General features: G+C 43.7%; 26 protein-coding genes and 1 tRNA gene. 14 read left to right on the top strand and 13 right to left on the bottom strand.

The window, feature by feature from the left end; genetic code table 11:
- From HWQ23_RS19125 to HWQ23_RS19090, 8 genes are all read left to right on the top strand, one after another.
- The coding region (locus HWQ23_RS19125; RefSeq protein ID WP_292831190.1) for a tetratricopeptide repeat protein at window positions 1-870 on the top strand (870 nt) is incomplete at its 5' end.
- Window positions 871-903: 33 nt separating this feature from the next.
- Window positions 904-2,100: a CHAT domain-containing protein gene (locus HWQ23_RS19120; protein ID WP_292831187.1), complete on the top strand. Its 1,197-nt coding sequence runs from the start codon at window positions 904-906 to the stop codon at window positions 2,098-2,100.
- A gap of 169 nt (window positions 2,101-2,269) precedes the next feature.
- Window positions 2,270-3,232 (top strand): trypsin-like serine peptidase, encoded by a 963-nt coding sequence (locus HWQ23_RS19115; protein WP_292831184.1) that lies wholly within the window; start codon window positions 2,270-2,272, stop codon window positions 3,230-3,232.
- A 314-nt stretch (window positions 3,233-3,546) separates the two neighbouring features.
- The gene (locus HWQ23_RS19110; RefSeq protein ID WP_292804050.1) at window positions 3,547-4,530 is read left to right on the top strand and encodes an alpha-ketoacid dehydrogenase subunit beta; all 984 of its coding nucleotides are present in this window, start codon (window positions 3,547-3,549) and stop codon (window positions 4,528-4,530) included.
- 151 nt (window positions 4,531-4,681) lie between these two features.
- Window positions 4,682-6,100, top strand: coding sequence for a protein translocase subunit SecD (secD, locus tag HWQ23_RS19105; RefSeq protein ID WP_292831199.1), 1,419 nt, complete (start codon window positions 4,682-4,684; stop codon window positions 6,098-6,100).
- Window positions 6,097-7,071 carry a protein translocase subunit SecF gene (gene secF, locus HWQ23_RS19100; protein WP_292831181.1) on the top strand — a complete coding sequence of 325 codons (975 nt, stop codon included), beginning with the start codon at window positions 6,097-6,099 and terminating at the stop codon, window positions 7,069-7,071. Before secD ends, secF begins: the two co-directional genes overlap by 4 nt.
- Before the next feature lie 72 nt (window positions 7,072-7,143).
- A complete protein-coding gene (locus HWQ23_RS19095) occupies window positions 7,144-7,557 on the top strand; it encodes a hypothetical protein (protein WP_292831177.1) in 414 nt (137 codons plus the stop codon).
- Window positions 7,558-7,663: 106 nt separating this feature from the next.
- A complete protein-coding gene (locus tag HWQ23_RS19090) occupies window positions 7,664-8,158 on the top strand; it encodes a GNAT family N-acetyltransferase (RefSeq protein ID WP_292831175.1) in 495 nt (164 codons plus the stop codon).
- On the opposite strand, the gene HWQ23_RS19085 is transcribed toward HWQ23_RS19090, so the two are convergent.
- The 6 genes from HWQ23_RS19085 to HWQ23_RS19060 form a co-directional block, all read right to left on the bottom strand.
- Window positions 8,121-9,059 (bottom strand): sensor histidine kinase, encoded by a 939-nt coding sequence (locus HWQ23_RS19085; RefSeq protein ID WP_292831173.1) that lies wholly within the window; start codon window positions 9,057-9,059, stop codon window positions 8,121-8,123. The genes HWQ23_RS19090 and HWQ23_RS19085 overlap by 38 nt on opposite strands.
- Window positions 9,060-9,157: 98 nt before the next feature.
- Complete coding sequence (locus HWQ23_RS19080) at window positions 9,158-9,766, bottom strand: L-threonylcarbamoyladenylate synthase (RefSeq protein ID WP_292831170.1); 609 nt, start codon at window positions 9,764-9,766, stop codon at window positions 9,158-9,160.
- Window positions 9,767-9,814: 48 nt separating this feature from the next.
- Window positions 9,815-10,702: a peptide chain release factor N(5)-glutamine methyltransferase gene (prmC, locus tag HWQ23_RS19075; RefSeq protein ID WP_292831167.1), complete on the bottom strand. Its 888-nt coding sequence runs from the start codon at window positions 10,700-10,702 to the stop codon at window positions 9,815-9,817.
- A 25-nt stretch (window positions 10,703-10,727) separates the two neighbouring features.
- On the bottom strand, window positions 10,728-11,546 hold the full coding sequence (locus HWQ23_RS19070; protein ID WP_292831164.1) for a Tic22 family protein: 819 nt from the start codon (window positions 11,544-11,546) through the stop codon (window positions 10,728-10,730).
- Window positions 11,547-12,150: 604 nt separating this feature from the next.
- Window positions 12,151-12,224 (bottom strand) — tRNA-Pro (locus HWQ23_RS19065).
- Window positions 12,225-12,527: 303 nt separating this feature from the next.
- A complete protein-coding gene (locus HWQ23_RS19060) occupies window positions 12,528-13,079 on the bottom strand; it encodes a GNAT family N-acetyltransferase (RefSeq protein WP_292831161.1) in 552 nt (183 codons plus the stop codon).
- 708 nt (window positions 13,080-13,787) lie between these two features.
- Here HWQ23_RS19060 and HWQ23_RS19055 point away from each other — a divergent pair.
- Window positions 13,788-14,507, top strand: a complete 720-nt coding sequence (locus HWQ23_RS19055) for a hypothetical protein (RefSeq protein WP_086763971.1) — start codon at window positions 13,788-13,790, stop codon at window positions 14,505-14,507.
- 114 nt (window positions 14,508-14,621) lie between these two features.
- Complete coding sequence (locus tag HWQ23_RS19050) at window positions 14,622-15,533, top strand: alpha/beta fold hydrolase (RefSeq protein WP_292831158.1); 912 nt, start codon at window positions 14,622-14,624, stop codon at window positions 15,531-15,533.
- A 23-nt stretch (window positions 15,534-15,556) separates the two neighbouring features.
- Here the strand turns inward: HWQ23_RS19050 and tsaD are convergent, their stop codons facing one another.
- The gene (tsaD, locus tag HWQ23_RS19045; protein WP_292831155.1) at window positions 15,557-16,603 is read right to left on the bottom strand and encodes a tRNA (adenosine(37)-N6)-threonylcarbamoyltransferase complex transferase subunit TsaD; all 1,047 of its coding nucleotides are present in this window, start codon (window positions 16,601-16,603) and stop codon (window positions 15,557-15,559) included.
- Window positions 16,604-16,870: 267 nt separating this feature from the next.
- Here tsaD and HWQ23_RS19040 point away from each other — a divergent pair, with 267 nt between their 5' ends.
- The 3 genes from HWQ23_RS19040 (at window position 16,871) to HWQ23_RS19030 (ending at window position 18,348) form a co-directional block, all read left to right on the top strand.
- A complete protein-coding gene (locus tag HWQ23_RS19040; RefSeq protein WP_292831152.1) occupies window positions 16,871-17,365 on the top strand; it encodes a Photosystem I reaction center subunit III in 495 nt (164 codons plus the stop codon).
- Between the two features lie 39 nt (window positions 17,366-17,404).
- Window positions 17,405-17,554 carry a photosystem I reaction center subunit IX gene (gene psaJ, locus HWQ23_RS19035; RefSeq protein WP_292831149.1) on the top strand — a complete coding sequence of 50 codons (150 nt, stop codon included), beginning with the start codon at window positions 17,405-17,407 and terminating at the stop codon, window positions 17,552-17,554.
- A 272-nt stretch (window positions 17,555-17,826) separates the two neighbouring features.
- Window positions 17,827-18,348, top strand: coding sequence for a photosystem I reaction center protein subunit XI (locus tag HWQ23_RS19030; RefSeq protein WP_292831146.1), 522 nt, complete (start codon window positions 17,827-17,829; stop codon window positions 18,346-18,348).
- Window positions 18,349-18,434: 86 nt separating this feature from the next.
- Here HWQ23_RS19030 and gmk read toward each other — a convergent pair whose 3' ends face one another.
- The 6 genes from gmk to tyrS form a co-directional block, all read right to left on the bottom strand.
- Window positions 18,435-19,034: a guanylate kinase gene (gene gmk, locus HWQ23_RS19025; protein WP_292831196.1), complete on the bottom strand. Its 600-nt coding sequence runs from the start codon at window positions 19,032-19,034 to the stop codon at window positions 18,435-18,437.
- Window positions 19,035-19,200: 166 nt separating this feature from the next.
- Window positions 19,201-19,467: an extracellular matrix/biofilm regulator RemA gene (remA, locus tag HWQ23_RS19020; protein WP_041233849.1), complete on the bottom strand. Its 267-nt coding sequence runs from the start codon at window positions 19,465-19,467 to the stop codon at window positions 19,201-19,203.
- A 552-nt stretch (window positions 19,468-20,019) separates the two neighbouring features.
- Window positions 20,020-20,466: a DUF29 domain-containing protein gene (locus tag HWQ23_RS19015; protein ID WP_292831143.1), complete on the bottom strand. Its 447-nt coding sequence runs from the start codon at window positions 20,464-20,466 to the stop codon at window positions 20,020-20,022.
- A 19-nt stretch (window positions 20,467-20,485) separates the two neighbouring features.
- Window positions 20,486-21,193 (bottom strand): hypothetical protein, encoded by a 708-nt coding sequence (locus HWQ23_RS19010; RefSeq protein ID WP_375466636.1) that lies wholly within the window; start codon window positions 21,191-21,193, stop codon window positions 20,486-20,488.
- A complete protein-coding gene (gene pyrF / locus HWQ23_RS19005; RefSeq protein WP_292831140.1) occupies window positions 21,190-21,909 on the bottom strand; it encodes an orotidine-5'-phosphate decarboxylase in 720 nt (239 codons plus the stop codon). The genes HWQ23_RS19010 and pyrF overlap by 4 nt, the downstream gene beginning before the upstream one ends.
- Window positions 21,910-21,951: 42 nt before the next feature.
- Complete coding sequence (tyrS, locus tag HWQ23_RS19000; protein ID WP_292831137.1) at window positions 21,952-23,142, bottom strand: tyrosine--tRNA ligase; 1,191 nt, start codon at window positions 23,140-23,142, stop codon at window positions 21,952-21,954.
- 173 nt (window positions 23,143-23,315) lie between these two features.
- Here tyrS and HWQ23_RS18995 point away from each other — a divergent pair, with 173 nt between their 5' ends.
- Window positions 23,316-25,241: a transglycosylase domain-containing protein gene (locus HWQ23_RS18995; RefSeq protein ID WP_292831134.1), complete on the top strand. Its 1,926-nt coding sequence runs from the start codon at window positions 23,316-23,318 to the stop codon at window positions 25,239-25,241.
- The last annotated feature ends 54 nt before the right edge of the window (window positions 25,242-25,295 follow it).

Here is a 25,295-nt window from a genome sequence, read left to right as displayed (position 1 = left end):
CTGTCCTGGGGGAATTACTATGGTGCTCTTTATTTTTTATTTATAAACACCCTCTTAGAGATTGATGAGTATAAATTAGCCTTAGAAGCAGCGACACTTGATATCCTTGCTCAAGTTGAGATTAAACAAGGAAATTATGCCAAGTCTCTAGAATCCTCTCAAAAAGCTAGAAAACTGGGGCGAGAATCCGGCTTCCGGGAAATAGAGGCGAATGTGATCGCCGGAACTGGTGAAGCTTACGTAGCCCTTAAACAACCAGAGAAAGCCATAGAAGCCTATAAAGAACAACTTGCTCTCTATACTCAAATGGGCTTACGTTCTGAACAAGCCCAAAGTCTCTACAACATCGCCAAACTGCAACGCCAAAACAGCCAACTCCAAGCAGCCCTCACCCCCATAGATCAAGCGATCGCAATCATCGAAAACATCCGTAAAGAAGTCGTTAGTTCCGACTTACGAACCTCCTTTTTTGCCACAGTACAAGATTATTATCAACTTAAAATCGATATCTTGATGGAACTGCACAAAAAAGAACCATCTAAAGGATACGACGCTTTGGCACTACACATGAGTGAGCGATCGCGTGCCAGGGTTCTTTTAGAACTATTAACAGAAGCCAATGCCAAAATCCGTAAAGGCGTTAACCCGCAACTACTGGCAGAAGAACAAAACTTGGAGCAGCAACTTGATGCTAGAGATCAACTGCGTCAAGAGTTACTGAATAAAAAAGCACCCACAACCGCAATCCAAAACCTCGAAAAAGAAATTGCCGACCTCCGTAGCCAATACCAAGAACTGCAAACCAAAATCCGTACAAGTAGCCCCAAATATGCAGCACTGAAATATCCTGAACCTCTGAAATTAGCTTAAATTCAGCAACAACTCGATTCAGACACCCTGCTATTGCAATATTCTTTAGGTAAAGAACGCAGCTATCTTTGGGCTGTCACTCCCAATTCTCTCGATACTTATGAACTACCTGGACGCGAACAGATAGAGAAAGCTACAAATGATTTTCGCCAAAGTTTGGTAGTAGTTACAGACCCGAAGGGAACCGTCAAAGCTGCAACCCAACTGAGTCAAATCATCCTTGCACCTGTCGCTAAGAAGTTAGGGAAAAAACGCTTGGTAATTGTCGCTGATGGTGCTTTGCAAAATATTCCCTTTGCGGCATTAACTGACCTAAACCCCCAACCTGCTTCTCTACCAGGGAAGAAGGGGGAGCAGAATAAACTCCCATCCCCTAGCGGAGGCACAAAGTTCAATTACCAACCCCTGCTTATAAATCATGAAATCGTCAATCTTCCTTCTGCCTCAACCATAGCCATACTCAGACAGGAAACCAAAGGACGCAAAGCCGCACCCAAAGCCCTAGCCATCCTCGCTGATCCGGTATTTAGCGCTGATGAGTCGCGGGTCACTGGTAAACCAGATAAAGATTCCTCAACTCCCGCATTCGACGAACAACGTTCTGCTCTAGCACGATCTGCCAAAAATCTTAACCGCGACGGTTGGGGACGACTTGATGGTACTCGCCAAGAAGCAGAGGCAATTCTCAAACTCGTCTCGCCAAAAGATAGCCTGCAAGCTTTTGATTTTGATGCTAACTACAAGTGGGTAACTAACCCACAACTAAGTCAATACCGCATCATTCATTTTGCAACTCACGGCTTTGCCAACAGCAGCAACCCAGAATTATCAGGCATTGTACTTTCGTTGGTAGACAAACAAGGTAAGCCCCAAAGAGGTTATCTGCGGCTCAACGATATCTTCAATCTGGATTTACCCGCTGATTTAGTGGTGTTGAGTGCCTGTGAAACTGGGCTAGGTAAGGAAGTTCAGGGGGAAGGGTTGGTAGGATTGACAAGAGGATTAATGTATGCAGGTTCACAACGAGTAGCGGTGTCTTTATGGAGTGTTGACGATCAGGGAACTAAGGAATTGATGAGCGAATTTTATCGCCAAATGTGGCAGCAAGGTAAATCTCCTATTGCTGCTCTGAGAGATGCACAACTGTATTTGTGGGAACATAAAAATTGGCAAGATCCCCGTTATTGGGCTGCTTTCACTCTGCAAGGTGAATGGCGAAATAATTACTAATTCGTAATTCGTAATTCGTAATTAATGATGAAATTGCAAGTATTAATTAACTAATACCAATTCTGTATGAAGATGCACATAATCAGTCCCCCCTTCACAAGGGGGGACGGCGTAGCCGGGGGGTAAATATATGCAGCTTCACAAAGAAACGGTATAAGGAGTTCAAACAATGACTAAAAAGCCTATCTACAAACAATTTTTTACTCTCTTTTTTGCTGCAATTATTGGTGCGATAACTTTGGGCGGTTGGGTATCAGTTCATGCACAAGCACAGACAGAAACTCAACAAAGTAAACCACCAACATTCAGCAAATTTCAAGAAGCATCTCAATTCAAGCTACCCGCGAATGGAAAGCCTTTTAAACCTTCTGACCTCAATCAGTCGAAAAAGGCTGATGAAGTTAACCGGGGAATACCTCGCGGTGTCGATGACCGTATCCCCATGACTAGCAGAAAATATCCTTGGTCAACTATTGGCCGAGTTCAGGGTACAACAACTGATGCCAAAAGCTATCATTGCACGGGAACTTTAATTGATGATGATATAGTTTTGACAAATGCCCATTGCGTTATTGACCCTGATACCCATAAATTAAGTCAAAAAATTCTGTTTATGCCAAATGTGATTAATGGTGTTGTGCAGGATGAAGTTTTAGTAGAGCAAGTTGTTTACGGTACAGATTTTACAGATGACAAGCTCACAAATCAGATAAACGACTGGGCACTTCTCAAAATTAATCAGCCTCTCGGTCGGAAGTATGGTCATTTAGGCTGGAAATCTTTGCGTTCTTCGACTCTTATTAATAACCCAAAAACGTTATCCTTTGTTGGCTACTCTGGCGATTTTCCCAATCCCAAGAAAAAAGGCTATGAAGACCTGACTGCCGGTAGAGGATGGACTGCAAGCTTTGAAGCCGGGTGTAGCATTGTTGGGGAGGAGTCAGGGGTACTTTTGCATGATTGCGCTACTGGAGGTGGTTCTTCTGGCGGGCCTCTTATCACCTATGTTGGTGAACAACCCTACATTGTTGCCTTGAATAATGCTGAAATTAAGAACTTGGAAACCAATCAAGATATAACCAATCTGGCTGTAAAAATCGATTTCTTGGATAAGTTGGCTGCTGGTAATTAATCCTTGGTGATTTGAATTTTGTAGGACACGCATCTTGCCTGTCCTACGAAATGGTTGATTTCTGGGAGTTGATTAAGCATATTGTCTGTACATTGTCAACCTTATAGTAAATAAATAGAGGATTCTCTCGTTTGCCAGAGTGTCAGGCGATCGCTCCTAAAACCGATAAAATCTATTTGATATAGTTATGGCAATTAGTCGCTCTGTGCTAGGGGCGGTTTATGCAAACAATCTCTAACTAGTGCGATCGCTCACCGTATTTGTGACAGCAGCACGATAAAATTCTAAAACTATAATCGTACTAAAAGGTCTAAATGGCAGAAACACTATTCTTCAACGCCTTACGGGAAGCCATTGATGAAGAAATGGCGCGTGATTCGAGCGTATTCGTTCTCGGTGAAGACGTCGGACACTACGGCGGTTCCTATAAAGTCACCAAAGACCTGTACCAAAAATATGGCGAACTCCGCATTTTAGACACCCCCATCGCCGAAAATAGCTTTACCGGCATGGCAGTGGGAGCCGCAATGACTGGGTTGCGTCCGATCATCGAAGGCATGAATATGGGCTTTTTATTGCTCGCCTTCAACCAAATAGCCAACAACGCTGGGATGCTGCGCTATACTTCTGGCGGTAACTTTAAAATTCCGATGGTAATTCGCGGCCCTGGAGGTGTCGGACGACAACTAGGGGCAGAACATTCCCAGCGACTAGAAACTTACTTCCAAGCTGTGCCAGGGTTAAAGATTGTTGCCTGCTCCACACCAAGAAATGCTAAAGGACTACTAAAATCCGCTATCCGCGATGATAACCCTGTGTTGTTCTTTGAACACGTTCTGCTTTACAACTTGAAAGAAGATTTACCAGAAGAAGAATATTTACTACCCCTAGATAAAGCAGAAGTTGTGCGTCAAGGAAAAGATGTCACAATTATCACTTATTCCCGGATGCGGCATCATGTGCTGCAAGCGGTAAAAACTTTGGAAAAACAAGGTTATGATCCAGAAGTTATTGATTTAATCTCGCTTAAGCCATTAGATTTTGATACCATTGGCGCATCAATACGTAAAACCCATAAAGTGATTGTAGTGGAAGAATCGATGCGAACTGCGGGCATCGGAGCAGAAGTCATCGCCTCAATAAACGATCGCTTATTTGATGAATTGGATGCGCCAGTACTGCGGCTTTCTTCCCAAGACATCCCCACGCCTTACAACGGCAATCTGGAACGATTAACAATTGTCCAACCAGAGCAAATAGTAGAAGCTGTAGAAAAAATGGTAGCGTTGCGGGTTTAAAAGTTAGGAGTGAGGAGTTAATAATTTAATGAATTTACAACTCTTAACTCCCAACTCCTAACTTGCAACTCATAACTCCTAACTTGCAACTCATAACTCCTAACTCTACAAAAGAGCGCTATTATAGCCTTTGTCAGTTGCGAGTTATGGTATGCAAAGACAGCGATCGCTTTTAATTTTGATTGTAGTCCTGATAATCGCCGCCATTGCGGTGATTAACACAATTTCGATTCCGCTAGGACTAGACTTGCGCGGAGGCTCACAGCTCACAATTCAAGTGAAAACAACACCGGAGATTAAGCAAATCACCGACCGCGAATTGGAAGCCGTGAAAAAAATAGTTGAAGGTCGCATTAATGGTCTTGGCGTTTCTGAACCAGTGGTACAAACTGTAGGGAAAGATCAAATCCTAGTGCAGTTACCCGGAGTCAGCGATCCACAGCAAGCTGAACGGGTTCTAGGGGGTACGGCGCAGTTAGAATTTCGCACGCAAAAGCCTGGTACGGAAACCCAACTGTTTGCTTTCCAATCATCACGAGCTGAATTGAAAGCAAAGCAACAAGATTCGATAAAGAGTAACGATCAAGCAGCAATTCTCAAAAATCAGCAAGATTTGCAGAAAAATAATCAAGCGATCGCTGAATTATTTGAAAGCACAAACCCCCCACTCGCAGGAAAATTCCTCAAAGATGCAGCCGGTGAACCCACTCAAAACAACAATTGGAATGTTGCCATTCGCTTCGACCAAAAGGGTGGTGAACTGTTTGCCGAACTGACGAAAAAACTTGCCGGTACAGGACGCAGCATTGGCATTTTTCTAGACAATGAACTGATCAGCGCTCCGAGTGTCGGGCCAGAATTTGCTGCTAGTGGTATTAGTGGTGGTGCTGCTGTAATTACAGGTAGGTTTACCGCCCAAGAAGCCAACAACTTAGGTGTGCAGCTACGGGGTGGTGCTTTACCCTTACCAGTGCAAATCGTCGAAAACCGCACTGTTGGGGCAACTTTAGGTAAAGATAGTATTCAACGCAGTATTTACGCTGGTAGTGGCGGATTGCTGTTAGTATTGATTTTCATGTTAGTTTACTACCGACTACCAGGGTTAATTGCCGACTTTGCTTTGATTATCTATGCGCTATTGACCTATGCCACCTTCGCTTTGTTAGGCGTGACATTAACTCTCCCCGGTATTGCTGGGTTTATCCTCAGTATCGGCATGGCAGTTGATGCTAACGTATTGATTTTTGAACGCACCCGTGAAGAACTACGCGCTGGTAAAACTTTATATCGTTCTGTAGAGGCAGGATTCTACCGAGCTTGGTCTAGCATTTTAGATAGTCATGTCACATCATTAATTTCTTGTGCAGCACTGTTTTTCTTAGGAGCAGGTTTAGTTAAAGGCTTTGCTTTGACATTGGCGCTAGGCTTGGGGGTAAATTTGTTTACTGCCATTACTTGTAGTCGCACACTGCTGTTCCTATCATTGCAATTTCCCAACTTGCGTAAGCCAGAGTTGTTTTGTCCTAATCTCTCAACGTCAATTAAGTCTGGTGCGGAGGTGCAGTCATGAAATTTAGTGTGATCAAACAGCGAGGACTATGGTGGACAATTTCTGCCACCCTGATGATCATTGGCATCGTGGCGATGGTGATTTCTTGGCAACAACTAGGCGCACCACTACGTCCCAGTTTAGATTTTGTCGGTGGTACGCGGCTACAATTTGAACGCGATTGTACACAACCAAACAACTGCACTCAACCGATTGAAATCTCTAACGTCAGGGAAGTAATTGACGCTCAGAAGCTAAATAATAGTAGCATCCAAGTTGTTGGTCAAAACCAACAGGGAATATCGATTCGCACGAAGACATTAGATGTCGAGCAACGCACCCAATTGCAAACAGCTTTGACTGAAAAAATTGGAGCCTTTGACCCGAAAGCCACCCAAATTGACACCGTTGGCCCGACACTTGGTCGTCAATTACTTTCCCAAGGGTTATTAGCTCTGGTTGTCTCCTTCGCAGGGATCGTTATTTATTTAAGTGTGCGGTTCCAGGTGGACTATGCCGTAATCGCAATTATTGCCTTGTTCCATGATGTTTTGATTACGGTGGGTGTTTTCTCCATCTTGGGATTAGTAGCAGGTATTGAAGTTGATAGCCTTTTCGTCGTTGCTATTTTGACTATTACTGGTTTCTCGGTGACAGATACCGTGGTAATCTACGATCGCATTCGGGAAATACTGAATCTACATCCTAACGATCGCATTGACAAAGTGGTTGATGATGCAATCAATCAAACTTTAACGCGATCAATTAATACCACGTTTACCGTTTTGCTAACATTATTTTCCCTATTCCTATTTGGCGGCGAAACTCTGAGAAACTTTTCTTTAGCTTTGATTATTGGATTCACAATGGGTGCATATTCAAGTATTTTCATTGCCGGTTCTCTTTTAGCTTGGTGGCGAGAGCGTAGGGAGAAATCCCAGGTGGTAGGCGCCGAGTCGATTGATACATCTGCCAGTTCCCAAGATAGTTAAACTTGTGTGTATTTCACAATTGGGTTAAAGCATTTTGAATTGCTCATCTATGCTTTGCAATTTTATTCCCCTATGGATCAACCGGAAGAACCATTAACTACTGTCCCAGATTTGGAGAAATCTGACCCATCGTTTGCTCAACAAGTACAAAGGCTACATCAGCTGACAGTATATGGCAGATGGCTGTTTGTGGGCTGTTTATGGCTGACCATTGCGCCTGTTTCCTTGTGGGGTCTACGTGAAGAAATTTCTCTGTGGCAACAATATTTTACCTGGGTGGCAGTGAGATTTGGACTCTTTTACCATCCACTGTCTACCTTCGGTTTAGCCTTCTGTATTGGGATGACTGCTGCTGTTTTAGTTTGGCAAAGTCGGAATATTCTACTCGGACTACCACAGCAGGAAAAACAACGTTTAGAAAAACAAGTTTATCGGATACGTCAACAGGGGCGGACTCATCCTCTGTGGAAGTGGGTTTGTGATTAATTTTTCTTTCTCGTTGCATATACATATACAGGTACAGCAAGTACAGCAATTTCCAGCAAAGTGGGATTTAACCATACAAAGATACTGCCAAAAGTGGATGCCATAAATGAAAGAGTCTCAGATTCAATTTAGCGAACAGATGCGCTGCGCCAAAGGCGAACGCAAGTCTGAAATTGACCTTTACCAACTCCAAGAACTGTTAAACGTTTCAGCTTTCTGGGCAAAGGGACGCAGTATTGAGGATTTAGGTATAGCCATTGCCAATAGTGAGCCAGTAATTTCCGTCTACGATCGCGATCGACTCATTGGCTTTGCTAGAGCAACATCTGATGGCATATATCGCGCCACGATTTGGGATGTTGTGATTCATCCAGAGTATCAAAATAGTGGGCTGGGAAGCAAATTAGTAGAAACCGTTTTGAGTCATCCCCACATCAGGGGGGTTGAGCGGGTTTACCTGATGACTACTCACCAGCAGGGTTTCTACAAAAAGATTGGTTTCCAGCCCAACACCACCACTACGATGGTGCTATATAACCAAGCTAACCTTGGTTTCGTTCCTGCTACAGAAGATCAGCTTCAGGAATCACTAGGGGGATAGAGATTTGCAGTCTGGTAAGCTGCTGAGTTGGTTCCTTCGCAATGGTCGAAGGGAGGATTTCCAACTTTCCTCCCATAACTTCCACCAGAGTCTGATTGATCAATAACCTCATTCCTGGGGAAAGAGCAGCCTTTTGTTGGTAAATCTGGGTCGGCTGATCTTCAGATTTGATCAAATCAATCGGCTCGCTCCAAAGTATGGCATGGGTTGGTACATCCAGCCAAATGTTGACAAAATTACTTGTAGGGATGCTGGTAGAAATACAGATGCTGCCTTCGTCCATTTGAGTAATGGCAGTGTCTATTAAACTTATCAATATTTGGCGAAGCCAGAGGTAATCTGCCAAAACATAAATTTCTGGGTCTGCGGGTAACAATTGCAAGGGAAAATTGCGATTAGCCGCCAGCATATAAGTTAAGTTATGAACCTCCTCCAAAATTTGGGCTAACGGTCTGGGCTGAATATCTAATTTATTCATCCCGTGTTCAATTCTAGCAACGCCGAGAATTTCATCCATCAACTTCAGCAACTTCAGTGTTCGCTCCTGAGCTTGGGCAATAAATTCTCGTTCTTCAGCTGGATCTTCACACAAATCTGACAAAATTAACTGATGCAAGCCAATCAGACCATTAAGGGGCGATCGCAATTCATGGGTAGTCCGCGCCAAAAAACCGGCTTTAAACTGGCTCATTTCCCTTGCCATTTGGTATGCTAGCTGCGTTTGCTGTAGCTGTTGCGATATTGGTGGCATATCCTCTTGATCTAATGGCGCTACTGGGGATGAGCTAGATAAAACGTTTGACGATGCCTGCTTTGGGCGTAGCCATCGCACAAATAACCTAGAAAAAAGCATATTTAGTGCTATTCCTGCTCCTAGATATATCCAGTTGCTCCAATTCATAATCTGGCAATTATTAACTTGTTAATTAACCACAACAGCGCAAACTAAAGTTTTTGATTTCTCTGTTGTTCAAATCAGGAAAACAACATTATAGCTACCTATATCTGGTTATCACTCGAAATATCTAACTTGATCGCACCTGGCCGCAAAATTTGCCAATTTATCCCTGTCCATTTAGCAACGGTGGAAGGTACACCTATACCCAGTATTTCACTCTGGTATTCTGTCATTGCTAGAGTCAGAACCTTGGGAAACTGAGCCTCAATTTCTGCGATCGTTTGCAAAGGCGGCTGACCAGAAAAATTAGCGCTAGTGGTGGCAAGAGGGCCTGTTTGCGCCAAAATAGTTTGAGCGATCGCACTGTTTGGTACTCGGATACCAATTGTCGTTGGGTCAATGGGGTTCATAACTTTTGGCAGGCGATCGCTTGCTGGCAAAACTAATGTCAGCCCTCCTGGCCAATATTTCTCTGCTAGTTCTTGCCAAACTTTATACTCCTTTTCACTACCTTTGACATAAAGCCACAAATCTTCAGCACTAGCAGCCATCAAAATCAAAGGTTTGTCTTGACTGCGTTGCTTCGCCGCAAAAATTAATCCTGCTTTTTCTGGTATCGCTGCAAGTGCAGGAACAGTATCGGTGGGAAAACTCACTAATAGACCAGCGCGTGCGCCAGCTATTAGATTCGTTAGAGAAACTTGTGTCATATTTACGAACTTAGGAGTTAGAAGTGAGCAATTTCATACTCATCACTCCTAACTTTTATACGCCAGGGCAAAGCGTTCAATTCCAGCTAAATCAGCATGAATTTGAATTTTACAATAGCTACCTTGATTTTGCAAAAGTTCTCGCACTAAATCCGCCTGTCCTGCCATCATCTCAATCAACCACACGCCACCAGGTTGCAAATAGCTAGGGGAGATTTCTATCAAATGGCGAATGCAATCTAAGCCATCAGCGCCACCATCCAGGGCTAGATCTGGTTCATGGTTAACTACTTCTGGTTGCAGGGTAGGTAAGGTACTGGTGGGTATGTAAGGGGGATTCGATACCATACCACTGAACTGACCTTTTAAAAATGCCAGTGGCTCCCACCAGGAACCTTGATAAAATCGAATCCGGTCAGCAAAACCCAAGTTCTCGGCGTTGGCTTGGGCGATCGCCAGAGCTTCTAAACTGTAATCAACTGCATGAATTGTTGCTTTTGGCAAGACATCTGCTAGTCCCAGTGCGATCGCTCCACTCCCAGTACCCAAATCTGCCCAGTGTCCTGATGCATTGCTAGCAGCTGCTAAAGCTAAATCAATTAAGGACTCTGTTTCTGGTCTGGGAATCAAAACCGCACTGGACACTGCAATATTAAACTGACGCCAAGGTGCAACTCCGGCAATATACTGCACTGGCAAGCGGTCATTTAATCGCCTCTGCCACAATTGATCTAACTCTTGTAGCGGCAATTGCAGCTGAATTTGCGGCCAGTTTTTGAAAGACTCCAAACGCAGTGCCAAGCGGTCTAACCCAGCCACCTCTAGAAGCAGCCAATCTACCTCCCTTGCTGGGATATCAGTGGCGATCGCTGCTTTAATCGCTGCATTCCGCCACTGCCAAAGTTGTAAACCAGAGATCAGATGTTTCTCCCCCATGCTTCAACCTTGGAGTGCATATCCGTTATTTTTTCGGAGCGGCGGCAGGAGCGGGCTTGCCAGCTGGTGATTGATTCGGCGCAAGCGATCTAATAAAATTGATTGACTCCCGCGATGGATACAGAACAATTTTATTTATACCAGGATCGTTGCTACTATTGAGAGCCTCCAGAACACCGTACAAATCCACCACCTGAATCTCAGTGTTGTTTGCTTCCTTTGGCACGGCTTTTTTGAATTGGTCTAACAGAGCCACTGCTTGTTCTTTTTCAAAAAAGAATGGGATTAATCGCTCGTTGCCTTTGGGGACAGGAATGGTCAAATAGCTATTATCTTTCTTAAATTTAGGTACAAACAAGGGAATACCATTGAATTGCTGCCCTTTTTTACCATTTTGATTCAACATACTTGTTGCCGAAGCTACTTGTTGTTGCGTCGGCACTAAAGTATAAATTACAGAGTCTGATTTCTTTTTGCTTTCTTGGACTATTTTATAGTAGTCTGCCAAGGACAAAGGTCTAACCTGTAAGGTGCCTGCTAGCTGGGGATTTTCTTTTTTGAGCCGATTGTCAAGGAATTTTTGAGCATCTTGCTTGCTAATAAAAAATCCTACTTGAGAGATCGGCTTGGATGCGTTGTTCCTCGAAAGAACTACGAATTCGCCTTTAGGATTGGTCAGCGTAAAGACAGGTACTTCTTGAAGTTTTTTCACTACCTGATCTTGTGGCAAAGCGATCGCCTCTAGATTGCTTATTCCTGGTAGATTGCCTATTCCTGAAAGTCCCGCTAAAAATACACTGCCAGCTATACCCAATGTTGCGCCCAAGCGAATAAATGATTTCATGACTGCTCCTCGCATCAATAGTCCAATTGAATTAAACAAATGGTTGGATTTGCACAGCACCAACTAGCTTCAGTTATATAGCAATCTATTTCAGTTGTGAAAAATTCATTGTGCGCGTTGAGGTTGAGTGTTAATCATCAACGGCCAAAATCCAATATTCCGCAACTATTTAGGGTTGCTGTAGTCTCGTTTTCACAAATGGATTGTGCTAACGTTGTGTTTTTCTCGGTTTCGCTTCCCTATTCACCGCGAAATGCCGTAGATGCCTATTATATGTCTTCTCAAACAGTGAAAATTATCTCCATCTCTGGGACTTTGGAGATGATAAATGCCATTTTATCGGCTTTTTGTAATATCGAGTGACGCTATTACTTAATCAATCGTTCCATCTGCGCTTGCTTCAATATCTTCTTAAATCTATACAAAGCTCAGTGTCAGCAATATTTTACTGCTTAAGGACAAAATTTGCTGGTTAAGCTTCAACAACCAACCCAACAGCAGAACAGCCTAATTGATCTTCGCCGTAAAAATATGCAATTAAATTGCACATCTTAGCTAAAAAACCCTAGCCAATCCGCCCTAAATGTTAACTATACTAATTAAATCGGGATGACAGGATTTGAACCTGCGGCATCCTGCTCCCAAAGCAGGCGCGCTACCAAGCTGCGCTACATCCCGGTTACACTTATCTACTTTTTCTGGTTTTGTTTTAACTTACCATCAAAGCGATCGCGCTTTACCAAAAGGCATTAATCTAATTATATCAGATAACACTGCTTATGTCTAATCTTTTTCATCTTTTGTCAAAATAAGATAGATTAGATTGTTAAACTGATAAAGGTTTTTTGCCGACTTAGTTTTACAAGATAATATATACTACTTGCGCCTTCGTCGGCTGAACCTTACAAAACCACATCAAAATAATAGATTTTTGCTATACCTGATTTTATTGTGCAAATCGGGTTTTATTTTGATTGAGCGCTAGTGAGGATACCAGAACATGCCTTTGATGCCTTCCGGATCAGCCATAAACCCCATAGTTCGGTAGAAATCTACAACATGCGGGTCAGCGAAGAGAGTGACATTACTAATTTCTTCACTCCTAAGTTTTTTGAGAACGTATTTCATCAGTGCCTTGCCCAGTCCTTGACTTTGAAAGTCTGGGTGAACCACCACATCCCAAATAGTGGCATTAAACGCGTGATCTGAGGTAGCGCGGGCAAAACCAATGAGCCGCTTTTGGTTTCCTCTCACCTGCCACATTGAGGCGACAAGAAAACTATGCTCAATAGCTTTTTTCACTTTTCTTAGAGGACGACGCGACCAACCAACTGCATCACAGAGTTCTTCTAGCTCATACAGGTCAATGTCTCGCTCCGTACTGAAAACGATGCGAGCGTCCTTTGAAGAAGCTTCGCTAATGCTGCTGGGGTTGGAGTTACCCGCAGTTTGCGCTGTATGCTCTTCAAAAGGATTTGTCCTAGTTGTAGCTACAGATTCAGGAGTACTAAACCAAGTTTTCCAAAAACCCATGCCAACGTGGTTCGGGTAGTATAACTGAATTGGTTTCCACTCTCAGGAGTGTTGATTTACGTTTAACATCGCTACCCCCATTTACTACCCCTGACACTCAAATTTTTTCGGTTGCTTTCGGGATTTGCAATGGCAACAGCTAGTTAGAGCGTGTTTCACACCAATCATTTTCAACTTTAGCATTTTGTTTTGACGTTCGCCCCGGCGTGAACGGGCGGGAATTCTAAATATTACTATTTAGGTTTCCTCTTTCATCGACTATTATTTCCCGGACTATCGTGTTTCACTTATTTAAGTCGTCCTGTATTGGCGGTTATTCTACCTGAGACACCTGATCCTACCATAAAAGCCGTCTTATAAGTCCGGGGCTTTAGACCCAATTTTTCGGTAAAGGCTAGGAGAAATTCACCAAAAGGGTAAGGATATAAACAATTCACTCATTCACTCATTCACTCATTCAAAATGGAAAACTTAATCCTGGCAATTGCTCGTATAGAGCTTAAATGCACGTTAGCTTAGGAGTGAATTGTATACAAGGGATTGGGCATGGAGCATTGGAGATTGGGGACAAGAGAACACTCTTTTGTTATCCCCCTTGTCCCCCTTGTCCCCCTTGTCCCCCTTGTCCCCCTTGTCCCCAACACCCAACACCCAACACCCAGCCCCTAGTCCCCAGGTGATGAAAGCAAGCGAGTCTTACCCTTAACAATGGCTTCTGGTTTAAAATCTTCAACACTGGAACTCCTAAAGCGCTTTAACCGAGCGTTTCCCCAGTTTTATGAGCAATTCGTCAGCAGTGAGATTCAACTGCAAAATTTACGGTTAGCCTACCGTCTTTATAAAACTAGACGCGCTGTTATTGAACTGAAACCGGAAGGTAGCAAAAGTGCCTTGCATTTTGCTTACCGCAACCAGTCTTTTCTCCTCAGCGATATTTTTGGTGTACTAGCAGCTTATGGGTTGACTATCCACGGTCTGAGTCTATACGGTCAGATCCGTCCGCCGATGTTAGTTTTTATCAAACTGTTGGTGTCTCGTGGTAGTAAAGCCTTGACCGACAAAACCGCAGAAAATGTCTGTCGCGCCATTCGCGAGGCTTTAGGAGGTCGGTTTGAGGTAGAAGAGATGCTAGCAGTAGAATTCAATCTTGATACTGGCTTAGAGCAGGTACAAACTGAATTCTATGTCGATCCGGTCTTTCATCTCCCTGCCCTAGTGATTGAAGCCGATAATCAACCAGGATTATTTTACAAAGTGATGTACGCCATCTGGCAGGAAGACTTGTTGGTAGTCAATGCCAATTTACTGGTTTGGCGCGGACGTACACGGCTAATTCTTTACTTGTTGGGGCCAAATGAAAGCCTCATTCCTGAATATCTCGGTCACAAAATTGCTGAAGGGGTGCGGCAGAGGTTGCTAGGTAAATGATAAAAGTGAAGAGTTATGAGTTATGAGTTAAAAATTAACAACTCCTCACTCCTAACTTCTAACTCTTCGCACTCCGTATTTAGTCGCACCCGCCCTTAGGGGTACGATATAAGTATGGCAACTATCGAAATCTTGGGCGTTCAACACGCATACGAGCTAACGGCTCCCACCTCCTGCCCCCATGCTTTAGTATTTATTCACGGTTGGCTCAATAGCCGTGGATATTGGCAACCTGTGATTTCCCGCCTATCAGATGATTTGCAGTGCCTTTCCTATGATTTGCGGGGTTTTGGTGAATCCCAGTCCCAGGTAAAAACCGATTTTAGTCGGGCACAAACGTCTCTGAGTCTTACGTCCATCTCCGGTAGTGCGGTTGGCTCACCTTTCGATTCTGTTTATACTCCTGCTGCCTATGCTCAGGATTTAGCAATTCTCCTGAAACAGCTGAATATTAACAGTGCTTGGCTCATTGGTCACTCTTTAGGAGGTACGATCGCTCTTTGGGGAGCAGATCAAATACCTGAGTGTGTTAAGGGAGTTATCTGTATCAACGCTGGCGGTGGTATTTACCTCAAAGAAGCTTTTGAGCAGTTTCGCTCCGCGGGTCAGAAATTTTTGCAAGTCCGCCCGCGTTGGCTGTCTCAAGTGCCTTTGATTGATTTGCTGTTTACTAGAGCCAGTGTGGCACATCCTTTGGAGCGCTATTGGGCACGTCAGCGCCTGATTGATTTCGTTGTGGCTGACCCGGAAGCAGCTCTTGGAGCTTTGTTAGACTCCACAACTGAGGAAGAAATCAATCGTTTACCTGAGCTAGTATCGCAATTGAAGCAGCCAGTTTATTTTTTGGCTGGTGCTGAAGATAAGGTTATGGAACCCAAGTATGTGCGCCATTTAGCTAGCTTTCACAGACTGTTCCAATATTGTGGTGACAATGTTTTGGAAATTCCTGATTGCGGACACCTGGCTATGTTGGAACAGCCGGATGCAGTAGCTGATCACATCCGGTCAAGAGTCAAGAGTCAATAGTTATTGGGCATTGGGCATACTACTCAACTTCTTTGATACAACTTCATCACCTGGGTAAGCGCTAACCTAGACTCAACGCCGAGTGTCAGGGGGGATGTATGACCACAAGATAGATGGTCAGATGCGGCACAGCCGATCATGGCGGCATTATCAGTACAGAATTTCAGGGGAGGAAATAGGACGCGTAGGTTATTTTCAACGGCGGCGGCTTGGAGGTTTTTTCTCAACCCGCTATTAGCTGCTACACCGCCACCAATAGCAATTGTGTCTAGACCATAGTCTAGGGCACAGGCGATCGCTCTTTTGGTTAGCGATCGCGCTACGGTTTCCTGAAAGCTAGCTGCTACATCTGCCACTGGCACTTCTCCACCATCTTTCTCTAACTGCTGCACTAAACGTAATACAGCCGTTTTTAACCCACTAAAACTCGTATCATAACGATGAAACCCACCGCCCGGTAGAGAAACTTTTCCGGATGGCAAAGCGAAGGCTTGAGGATTCCCCGCTTGTGCCAGTTTGTCAATTATTGGCCCACCCGGATAACCCAGCTTTAACAATCGCGCCACTTTATCAAAGGCTTCACCCGCAGCATCATCACGGGTTTGTCCCAAGGTTTCGTAATTACCACAATCTTTGACATAAATCAAGCTTGTATGTCCGCCTGAAACCAGTAAGCTAAGGAAAGGGGGATTTAAAGTTGATTCGCTCAAATAAGTTGCGTAAATGTGACCTTCGAGGTGATGAACTCCCAAAAATGGTTTGTTGTGTACCATCGCCAGGGTTTTGGCAGCAGTTAACCCCACCAATAGCGCTCCTACGAGTCCAGGGGCGCAAGTGGCGGCAATTGCGTCAATTTTCTCCCAGTCTAGTTTGGCTTGCTCAAGGGCTTGAGCGATCGCAACATTTATCGTTTCCAAGTGCTGGCGAGATGCTACTTCTGGCACTACCCCACCATACTGCTGATGGACAGAAATTTGGGAGGCGACGATACTGCTGTAAACTTTACGATTGTTAACAATTGCGACGGCAGTTTCATCACAGCTTGTTTCTATTGCTAAAACGGTTGCCATTGGGAGTAATGAGTGCTGAGTCTGGAATCCTGAATAATAGAGAGAAAATCTTCCTTCTTTACTACCCTACAACAACAATTCTTATACTCGGCACTCAAAACTCAGCGCTTTATTTTGGTTGAGAAACTTTAACTTTTATTTACTTAAACTTTACTCGGTTCCCACCCAAGAGTATGATGACTTCCTAGTTATGCAAATAAACAACTGTACAAGCCGCTTCGTTTTGTACAAAGAACTTTTTGTTTTGTAATAAAAGGAAACAACTCTATGCGACGATTGTTTGCTTTGATGTTAGCGATTTGTCTTTGGTTGAATTTTGCCCCCCCAGCAAAAGCTTTAGGGGCTAATTTGACACCCTGTAGAGACAATCCCGCTTTTCAACAGCTAGCAGCTAATGCCCGTAATACCACTGGTGACCCCCAATCTGGGATAAAGCGATTTGAGCGTTATTCTCAAGAGCTGTGTGGGCCTGAGGGTTACCCCCACCTGATTGTTGATGGTCGTTTAGATCATGCTGGTGACTTCCTGATCCCTAGCATTCTCTTTCTATATATTGCTGGTTGGATTGGTTGGGTAGGTCGTGCCTATCTGCAAACGATCAAAAAGGAACCTAACACTGAACTCAAAGAAGTCCAAATCGATCTTGGTTTGGCACTACCTATCATGGCGTCAGGCTTTACTTGGCCAGTAGCAGCACTCCAAGAGTTTCTCTCTGGAAAATTAACAGCCAAGGATTCAGAAATTCCCATTTCCCCACGCTAAATCAGCTTAACTAATTTATTGGTTTTGGAGACTAAATTCATGGCAGACAAAAGCGACCAATCAGCTTATTTGATTAAATTCCTTTCCACAGCGCCCGTGGCAGCTACCATCTGGCTGTCGCTCACAGCAGTTCTGTTGATTGAAATCAACGCCTTTTTCCCCGACCTACTTTTCCACCCACTGCCATAAGTGTCAAATGGGATTTAGGGCAGTTGAATGTCTTGCTTTTTGCCTAATATTGTGTAATTGATGTATTCAGCTTAATTAGGCAGAATTATCACCAAGATAGGCGGCAAAAATAGTTTTTTGAAACTCGTGATTTTCTTTACAGATCGCGAGTTTCAGAGCTAAAAAACTAGCTAAATTAATTTTTCTAAACTTCCTAGCTAAAAGACATCTTTAGCCACAATTATTATTAATATAAAAATGCCAACATTTTAATTTAGAGGCGAACATAAAATATGGCACAAGCAGTAGATGCATCAAAGAATCTTCCTAGCGATCCCAGAAATCGGGAGGTTGTTTTTCCCCCATTCGGCGATCCACAGCTAGGGAACCTAGAAACCCCGATTAATTCTTCTCCCTTAAGCAGGTGGTACATTAATAACTTACCTGCCTATCGCCCAGGTCTTAGCGCGGGTAGACGTGCGTTAGAAATAGGAGCAGCTCATGGTTACTGGATATTTGGCCCCTTTGCCAAATTGGGGCCACTGCGGGACACAAATAATGCTAACTTAGCTGGGTTACTGTCAGCTATCGGCTTGGTTGTGCTTCTCACGGCTGGTTTATCCCTGTATGCGAATAGCAATCCTCCCAAAGCACTTCCTAGTGTTACCGTACCCAAGCCTCCGGCAGATGCTTTTAACTCTAAAGAAAGCTGGAACAATTTCGCCAGTTCTTTTTTGATTGGTGGTATTGGTGGTGCAGTAGTCGCTTACTTTTTGACTAGTAATCTGGGACTAATTCAAGGTCTATTTGGTTAATTTAGAAGTTAGGAGTTTGGAGTTAGGAGTTTGGAGTTTAAATTCCTAACTCCTGTACAGACGCGATTAATCGCGTCTCTCCAAACTTATTTAAACAAAACCGCTTCAATCTCATTTAAAGCAGTTTCAAAATCGTCATTAACGATTTTAATATCAAATTCATCTGCGGCTTGAATTTCTACTTTGGCACGACGCAGACGACGGGCGATCGCTTCTTCGGAGTCTTGGGCGCGAGAGCGTATCCGTTTCTCCAATTCATTAAAGGAAGGCGGTAGAATAAAGATTCTCAGGGCACTGGGGAAGGAAGCACGAATTTGTCTTGCCCCTTCTAGTTCAATTTCCAGCACTACCAACTTACCGGAATTAATTTGGTTAAGCACAGCTTCACGGGGAGTGCCGTAATAGTTACCAGCAAATTCTGCCCATTCCAAAAATTCACCTTCAGCAACTAATTGTTGAAACTTACTGCGGCTAATAAAATAATAATTTTTGCCATCGATTTCCCCTGGACGGGGAGAACGAGTTGTTACGGATACGGAATAATATAGTTCCGAATGACGTTGTAAGAGCGATCGCATTAAAGTGCCTTTACCGACCCCACTGGGGCCAGTTAAAACAATTAACCTGCCTAAATGTAAATATTCTTCGGTAGTAGCACTACTTTGGATGGGTAAAACTGGCATCATCCCTTCAACCTGTGAATCAATCAATAGATATTATTCATTAGTCTTGTGTTCCTGGTCTAGCCCACTATTGACTAAACAATTTGTCGCAAGGGTGACAGAAAACTTGTCTAATTCACATGGTACTGCCGATAGGGTGCAAATAGAAGTGGGAATAACCCACTGCTAGTTAATTATCTACAGTCTGATGCTCGCGGGAAATCACAAAGCGATTCGCTACCGTTTCCGGCTGAATCGCCGACAGAATTACGTGGCTAGAATCGGTGATAATTACAGCCCTAGTCCGACGACCGTAAGTTGCATCAATCAGTTGACCTCTGTCCCGTGCATCGGTAATAATCCGCTTAATTGGGGCAGACTCTGGACTGACAATGGCAACTACTCGGTTGGCAGACACGATGTTACCAAAACCAATGTTGATTAACTGAATGTCCATAAAAAAACTGACGCTAAACGCGGTTTGAGAAGCTTAAAATCAACTTATTCCCATGTTATCGCCAAAAAACGGCAGTTACAACGCTTATATTCAAGCCAGCATTCGTTTTTAAATAATGTCTGCTTTTTTTTACCTATTTATCAGCTATATTTCCTAAAAATCTTCCCAAATACATAGGTCAAATCATACTGATACAGGCTAGTTAGCTGATGCATCATTATAAAAGGAACTAGTACACTGTGGTGCAAGTTTGCCTACCTTTAACAAGGGGCTATGCCGCGCCAGAGTATTTCATACCAATTCTGTATGAAGATGCGCTAAACCATATTTAAGTACAAGAAAGAAAAACGAACCGCGAAGGACGCGAAGGACGCGAAGAAAGAAAGAAAGAAAGAAAGAAAGAAAGAAAGAAGTTAAAAGGGTTTGGCGCAGCTTTACAAAGAAATGGTATCAAAGTAATGGCTCTTAAAACTTTTTTTTATCAATAAAGCAAAGGCTCTCGTGTCGCCCACCCCACAAGAAGTAGTTGAGTATTTTTTTATTTGCAAGTCCCTAAACAAATGGTGGTAAATAATCCACATCTAAAATTTGCTCAATGCTATAAGGACAAGTTTGTGGAAAACAATTCAATCCACTTTTCTTTTTTGCTTGTCGTAGCGCATCAATGTAGACTTCTTCAAGCACTGTGAGCAGATAGCTGTAGAGGTTTTGAGATTTAGTTAATTTCCTGAGTTCCACCCGGAAATTATCAATTTCCACTTCCCAATGATTTTTACATTCAGGAAGACTCCAATGTTGATACAAAAGCAAATGTTTGAGAAGTTGCAGTAGATAACTTTCGAGCTTGTATTTCTGTTCGTTACCCAATCTTTCAATCTCTTCAATCAAATGATCCCAATCAAGATACTCTAAATCTCGTTTTTGCAATTGTTTCAATGTAGTTTCTAACCACAAGTGATAATCCTGTTCATAGAGAATTTGAGTGAGTATTTTAGACATTATTTAATATTCTCCTAATTTACGAAGATTTGGAATTAGGTTTTTTTTGACGTACACTTCCCGCTTGACAATCCCGTAACCAAGTTTTAACCCCTTGGGCAACGGTACCGTTACTACTATCGCGTGGCGGGGATAGTGGTTGCTGTGCTGAATGGGAACCAATTTGAGAAAACATCATCACTAGTTGCCAACCACTTTTAGTTTTAGTCAACAACAGCCAGTGGAATTCCTGCAATTCTACCGCTTTCTTTGCTATGTACTGGCGCTCCAAGGTAGTAAAGAAAACTTGCTCAACTCCTGATGCAGTACTTTTTGGCGCATCTGCACTATATTCTTCAAGGTTAAGCGGCAGAGGAGTCAACTCCGGTCTTCCTGCCACTAGCATATAACTGTAAACATCACTGCTTCTACTGAGGCGGCGGGCGCGTTGACTAGCGCGATTAGTATAACTAGGTAAATCTTGCAGTAGCTGTATAGTTAATGTTTCTAAATTTTGCTCAGAACACAAAGACCTCACCCCACCGTTGACATTTTCCTTTGGTGCGATCGCAGAGAGTTTAGGGGCGAGATTTGTCGAGAACGCTGGATAAGCAAGGCTATTTGAGACTAAAACCCAGAATCCACAAGCTAAAAGGCAACTATAACTTCTCTTGGTGAGCGAAGAGGCAGAATTACTCTCGCCTACACCCTGCATGTCTGGCAGTTTTTCACTGACTCTTAGCTTCATGCCACCGTGCTTAACTCCTCAGAAATCCGCTTCCAGGCTAACTCCGGCTCAGTAGCAGTAGTAATGGGACGCCCAATCACTAGATAATCTGCACCAGCAATGATTGCTTGTGCTGGGGTGAGCGATCGCTTTTGATCACCTTTATCTGCCCAAGTTGGTCTAACCCCCGGACAAACAAGTAAAAAGTCATCTCCACAAGTTTGCCGTAGTTGTGCAACTTCTTGGGGCGAACAAACTGCCCCATCCAATCCCGCCTTTTGAGCCATTAATGCCATTTCTAGGGCGTATTCTGGTAATTCTAGGGGAATCTTTAAATCAAACGCCAACTGTCTAGCAGAAATACTCGTTAACAAAGTAATAGCAATTAACTTAGGCGGTTTTACACCCGCTTGGGCAGCCCCTTGTTGCGCCGCCTCTGTTGCAGCTTTGAGAGCATCTATACCACATGAAGCATGAATTGTCAACAAATCTACCCCATAATTAGCTGTACTACGACAAGCACCAGCGACTGTGTTCGGGATGTCGTGAAACTTTAAATCTAGGAAAATGCGCTTTTGTCGGGACTTTAACAGTTCCAGAATTTTCGGGCCAGTGCTGGTAAACAACTCTAAGCCTACCTTCCACCAAACGACTTGCGGAAGTTGATTTATAAGAGCGATCGCACTTTGTTCATCTGGCACATCCAAAGGCACAATAACTCGTTGTTCTGCGTTCATTTGCAATTCCCCACTCCCCATTCCCTACTCCCCACTCCCCATTTAAACTAAGCGCACAAACTTATTTTTCCCAACTTGTAAAACCTTACCTTGTAACTCACCGGGATCAGCAAAAGTAATATCGACATCGGTAATGCGATCGCCATCTAAGCGCACCCCACCCTCTTGAATTTTCCGCTTTCCTTCTCCGGTACTTTTGCACAAGCCAGTGACATTGAGAATATAAGCTAACTTAGTCGGAAACTGCTGCACGCCAGAAGAAAGAGAAAATTCTGGAACTGCACCTTCTTTGCCGCCGCTTTGCGCTGCTTCTTTTGCCTCTTGGGCTGCGGTTTCGCCGTGGTACTGTTTGACAATTTCCCATGCTAGGAGTGTTTGGCGATCGCGGGGATTTTCTGGCAGTTTATCCAAAGGTAAATCCGTCAACAGTTCAAAATACTGTGACAGGAGATTATCTGGAACTCCTTGTAACTTCTGGTACTTTTGCCCTGGATGTTCCGACAACCCAATATAATTACCCAAAGACTTGGACATTTTTTGCACCCCATCTGTGCCAATCAAAATTGGCAGTAGCATCCCAAACTGGGGCTTTTGACCAAAATGGCGCTGCAAATCTCTGCCCACAGCAATGTTAAATTTCTGATCAGTCCCTCCCAATTCCACATCTGCCTCAACTGCAACCGAATCAAAACCTTGCATCAACGGGTAGAGGAACTCATGGATAAAAATCGGGTTCTCTTTTTTATAGCGATCGGCAAATCCTTCCTTCGCCAACATCTGCCCCACCGTCATCGTCGAGAGTAACTCCAAAATTTTCTCTAAGTTTAGCCCAGACAGCCATTCGGAGTTATAGCGCACCTCTAACCTTCCTGGTGTGTCAAAATCCAAGATAGGACGTACTTGGTCAAGATAAGTTTGAGCATTTTGAGCTACATCTGCTTCTGTAAGCTGACGACGCACTTCAGATTTACCTGTCGGATCACCAATGCGTGCGGTAAAATCTCCAATAATTAGAACTGCTATATGGCCTGCATCTTGAAACGCTCGCAGTTTTCGTACTGGTATGCTATGACCAAGATGAATATCAGTACCTGTAGGATCAATCCCCAATTTGATCCTCAAAGGTTGGTTTGTAGTTACCAAGCGCTTTTCTAGACTTTCACTGTTAACATCAACTGGTTGTGGGAAAACTTCTACTACACCACGACGCAGCCAAGCAAAATCTTGCGTCATACTAGAAAATCCACTGTTAGCTATGTTTTGCACACTAGAAGTTAAGTTGGTTATAAACACTTGCAATTTATCCACTTTCTCATCTGCCAAACTACTATAATTGCAAAAAATTAACCGCCTTGCTTCGCCCAATCAATTACAGTTAAATTTACAAGTGAGGAAGTGTAATAGCCGTGTCGTCGTCTAGGACTTTTGAAGATAAGCAGCCACAACGTCGGGCTTCATCAGGTTTTGAGTTTATGAAAGGGGTCGGTCAGGTAACTGGCGGTACTCTGCTTTCAATCACCATGCTGGCAAGTTCTATTGTAGCCGGAGGACTGGTTGGTTTAGCCATTAGTTTCCGTAATTTGCCAGATGTGAGACAGCTACGTAACTTCTTTCCCTCAGAAACGACTTACATCTATGACGTTAAGGGTAAACTTTTAACGAGTATTCACGGGGAAGCCAACCGGGAAGTCGTACCCCTAGATAGAATTTCCCCGAATCTCAAACGGGCGGTATTGGCAAGTGAAGATAGCCACTTTTACGATCACCACGGTATTAACCCCGTCGGGGTTGGGCGTGCTATTGTAGTTAACGCCGCAGCAGGTGGAGTCCGAGAGGGTGGCTCTACTGTTACCATGCAATTGGTAAAAAACCTGTTTTTATCTCACAAGCGTGCCTTTACCCGCAAGTTAGCAGAGGCGGTGCTGGCAATCCGGTTAGAGCAAATTCTCAATAAAGACCAAATTTTTGAAATGTACCTCAATCAAGTTTATTGGGGTCATAACAATTATGGTGTACAAACGGCGGCACGCAGTTACTTTAATAAGTCAGCAGAATATTTAAGCTTGGGTGAGTCAGCAATGATGGCGGGTTTGATCCAAGCACCAGAAGAGTTCAGCCCGTTTGTGAGCATGAAGCTGGCAAAACAGAAACAAAAAGAAGTGCTGGGACGGATGCTGGAATTAAACTGGATCAGCCAGTCAGAGTATGACGATGCTCTCAAGCAAGAAATCAAACTTGGTAGAATCAAATCCTTTCAAGGTAGTGCCCTACCCTATGTAACCAATACTGTAGCGCAGGAGTTAGCTAAGAAGTTTGGGCGTGAGACACTACTCAAAGGCGGGATGCGAGTTCAAACTACAGTTGATGCCGACTTCCAAATGATGGCAGAAGAAACTGTCAGTAAGTGGCATAAATTACTACTAGAGCAGGGATTATCTAAGAATCAAATGGCCTTGGTGGCAATTGATCCGCGCACACATTTTATCAAAGCACTGGTGGGTGGTATAGATCCTAAGTCCAGCGAGTTCAATCGTGCAACTCAAGCTGAACGCCAGCCCGGATCTTCTTTTAAACCGTTTGTATATTATACTGCTTTTGCTAGTGGTAAATATACGCCAGACTCAACGGTAGTAGATTCTCCAGTTAGCTATCGAGATGGTAACGGTATGTACTCTCCGAGAAATTATGATGGCACTTTTAGGGGAGCTATGCCAATCCGCACAGCTATAGCCCAATCGCGCAACATTCCCGTGATCAAGGTTGGTAAGGCTGTGGGCATGAATAGAGTCATAGAAACCTGCCGTACCTTGGGGATTATGAGTCCGATGGCGCCTGTGTCTTCTTTGCCACTTGGTGCAATTGGTGTCACCCCTCTGGAAATGGCTAGTGCCTATGCTACTTTTGCTAATTATGGCTGGCAATCTCCACCAACTGTAATTGCCCGTGTCACCGATAGTAGTGGTAACGTGTTGCTAGACAATACCCCGAAACCCCAGCTAGTTCTCGATCCTTGGGCTTCAGCAGCCATTATCGATGTGATGCGATCGGTAATCTCTGAAGGTACAGGTAAAGGGGCTGCTATAGGTCGCCCAGCCGCAGGGAAGACGGGAACAACATCATCAGAAAAGGATATTTGGTTTGTTGGTACTGTGCCACAGTTAACAACTGCTGTCTGGGTAGGGAGAGACGACAACAGACAATTAGCTGACCATGCCACAGGTGGTGTTATGGTCGCTCCCATTTGGAAAGATTTTATGCAGAAGGCACTTAAGAACGTACCAGTAGAAAACTTCAAGCCAACTTCGCAGTTTTCTCGTCCCAAGTCACAATAATTTTAGATTTTAGATTTTAGATTTTAGATTTTGGATTAATTGCTAATCCAAAAT

It is taken from the genome of Nostoc sp. JL33, assembly GCF_017114985.1.
GTDB lineage: Bacteria > Cyanobacteriota > Cyanobacteriia > Cyanobacteriales > Nostocaceae > Nostoc.
Note: the sequence above shows the minus strand (reverse complement) of the source record. Positions and strands in the feature narration are given on the sequence as shown.

What these genes read in the sequence shown, in the direction of transcription:
- HWQ23_RS19115 (WP_292831184.1), top strand. Translation starts at nt 2,270, where the DNA reads ATGACTAAAAAGCCTATCTACAAACAATTTTTTACTCTCTTTTTTGCT.
- HWQ23_RS19110 (WP_292804050.1), top strand. Translation starts at nt 3,547, where the DNA reads ATGGCAGAAACACTATTCTTCAACGCCTTACGGGAAGCCATTGATGAA.
- secD (WP_292831199.1), top strand. Translation starts at nt 4,682, where the DNA reads ATGCAAAGACAGCGATCGCTTTTAATTTTGATTGTAGTCCTGATAATC.
- secF (WP_292831181.1), top strand. Translation starts at nt 6,097, where the DNA reads ATGAAATTTAGTGTGATCAAACAGCGAGGACTATGGTGGACAATTTCT.
- HWQ23_RS19095 (WP_292831177.1), top strand. Translation starts at nt 7,144, where the DNA reads ATGGATCAACCGGAAGAACCATTAACTACTGTCCCAGATTTGGAGAAA.
- HWQ23_RS19090 (WP_292831175.1), top strand. Translation starts at nt 7,664, where the DNA reads ATGAAAGAGTCTCAGATTCAATTTAGCGAACAGATGCGCTGCGCCAAA.
- HWQ23_RS19085 (WP_292831173.1), bottom strand. Translation starts at nt 9,059, where the DNA reads ATGAATTGGAGCAACTGGATATATCTAGGAGCAGGAATAGCACTAAAT.
- HWQ23_RS19080 (WP_292831170.1), bottom strand. Translation starts at nt 9,766, where the DNA reads ATGACACAAGTTTCTCTAACGAATCTAATAGCTGGCGCACGCGCTGGT.
- prmC (WP_292831167.1), bottom strand. Translation starts at nt 10,702, where the DNA reads ATGGGGGAGAAACATCTGATCTCTGGTTTACAACTTTGGCAGTGGCGG.
- HWQ23_RS19070 (WP_292831164.1), bottom strand. Translation starts at nt 11,546, where the DNA reads ATGAAATCATTTATTCGCTTGGGCGCAACATTGGGTATAGCTGGCAGT.
- HWQ23_RS19060 (WP_292831161.1), bottom strand. Translation starts at nt 13,079, where the DNA reads ATGGGTTTTTGGAAAACTTGGTTTAGTACTCCTGAATCTGTAGCTACA.
- HWQ23_RS19055 (WP_086763971.1), top strand. Translation starts at nt 13,788, where the DNA reads ATGGCTTCTGGTTTAAAATCTTCAACACTGGAACTCCTAAAGCGCTTT.
- HWQ23_RS19050 (WP_292831158.1), top strand. Translation starts at nt 14,622, where the DNA reads ATGGCAACTATCGAAATCTTGGGCGTTCAACACGCATACGAGCTAACG.
- tsaD (WP_292831155.1), bottom strand. Translation starts at nt 16,603, where the DNA reads ATGGCAACCGTTTTAGCAATAGAAACAAGCTGTGATGAAACTGCCGTC.
- HWQ23_RS19040 (WP_292831152.1), top strand. Translation starts at nt 16,871, where the DNA reads ATGCGACGATTGTTTGCTTTGATGTTAGCGATTTGTCTTTGGTTGAAT.
- psaJ (WP_292831149.1), top strand. Translation starts at nt 17,405, where the DNA reads ATGGCAGACAAAAGCGACCAATCAGCTTATTTGATTAAATTCCTTTCC.
- HWQ23_RS19030 (WP_292831146.1), top strand. Translation starts at nt 17,827, where the DNA reads ATGGCACAAGCAGTAGATGCATCAAAGAATCTTCCTAGCGATCCCAGA.
- gmk (WP_292831196.1), bottom strand. Translation starts at nt 19,034, where the DNA reads ATGATGCCAGTTTTACCCATCCAAAGTAGTGCTACTACCGAAGAATAT.
- remA (WP_041233849.1), bottom strand. Translation starts at nt 19,467, where the DNA reads ATGGACATTCAGTTAATCAACATTGGTTTTGGTAACATCGTGTCTGCC.
- HWQ23_RS19015 (WP_292831143.1), bottom strand. Translation starts at nt 20,466, where the DNA reads ATGTCTAAAATACTCACTCAAATTCTCTATGAACAGGATTATCACTTG.
- HWQ23_RS19010 (WP_375466636.1), bottom strand. Translation starts at nt 21,193, where the DNA reads ATGAAGCTAAGAGTCAGTGAAAAACTGCCAGACATGCAGGGTGTAGGC.
- pyrF (WP_292831140.1), bottom strand. Translation starts at nt 21,909, where the DNA reads ATGAACGCAGAACAACGAGTTATTGTGCCTTTGGATGTGCCAGATGAA.
- tyrS (WP_292831137.1), bottom strand. Translation starts at nt 23,142, where the DNA reads ATGACGCAAGATTTTGCTTGGCTGCGTCGTGGTGTAGTAGAAGTTTTC.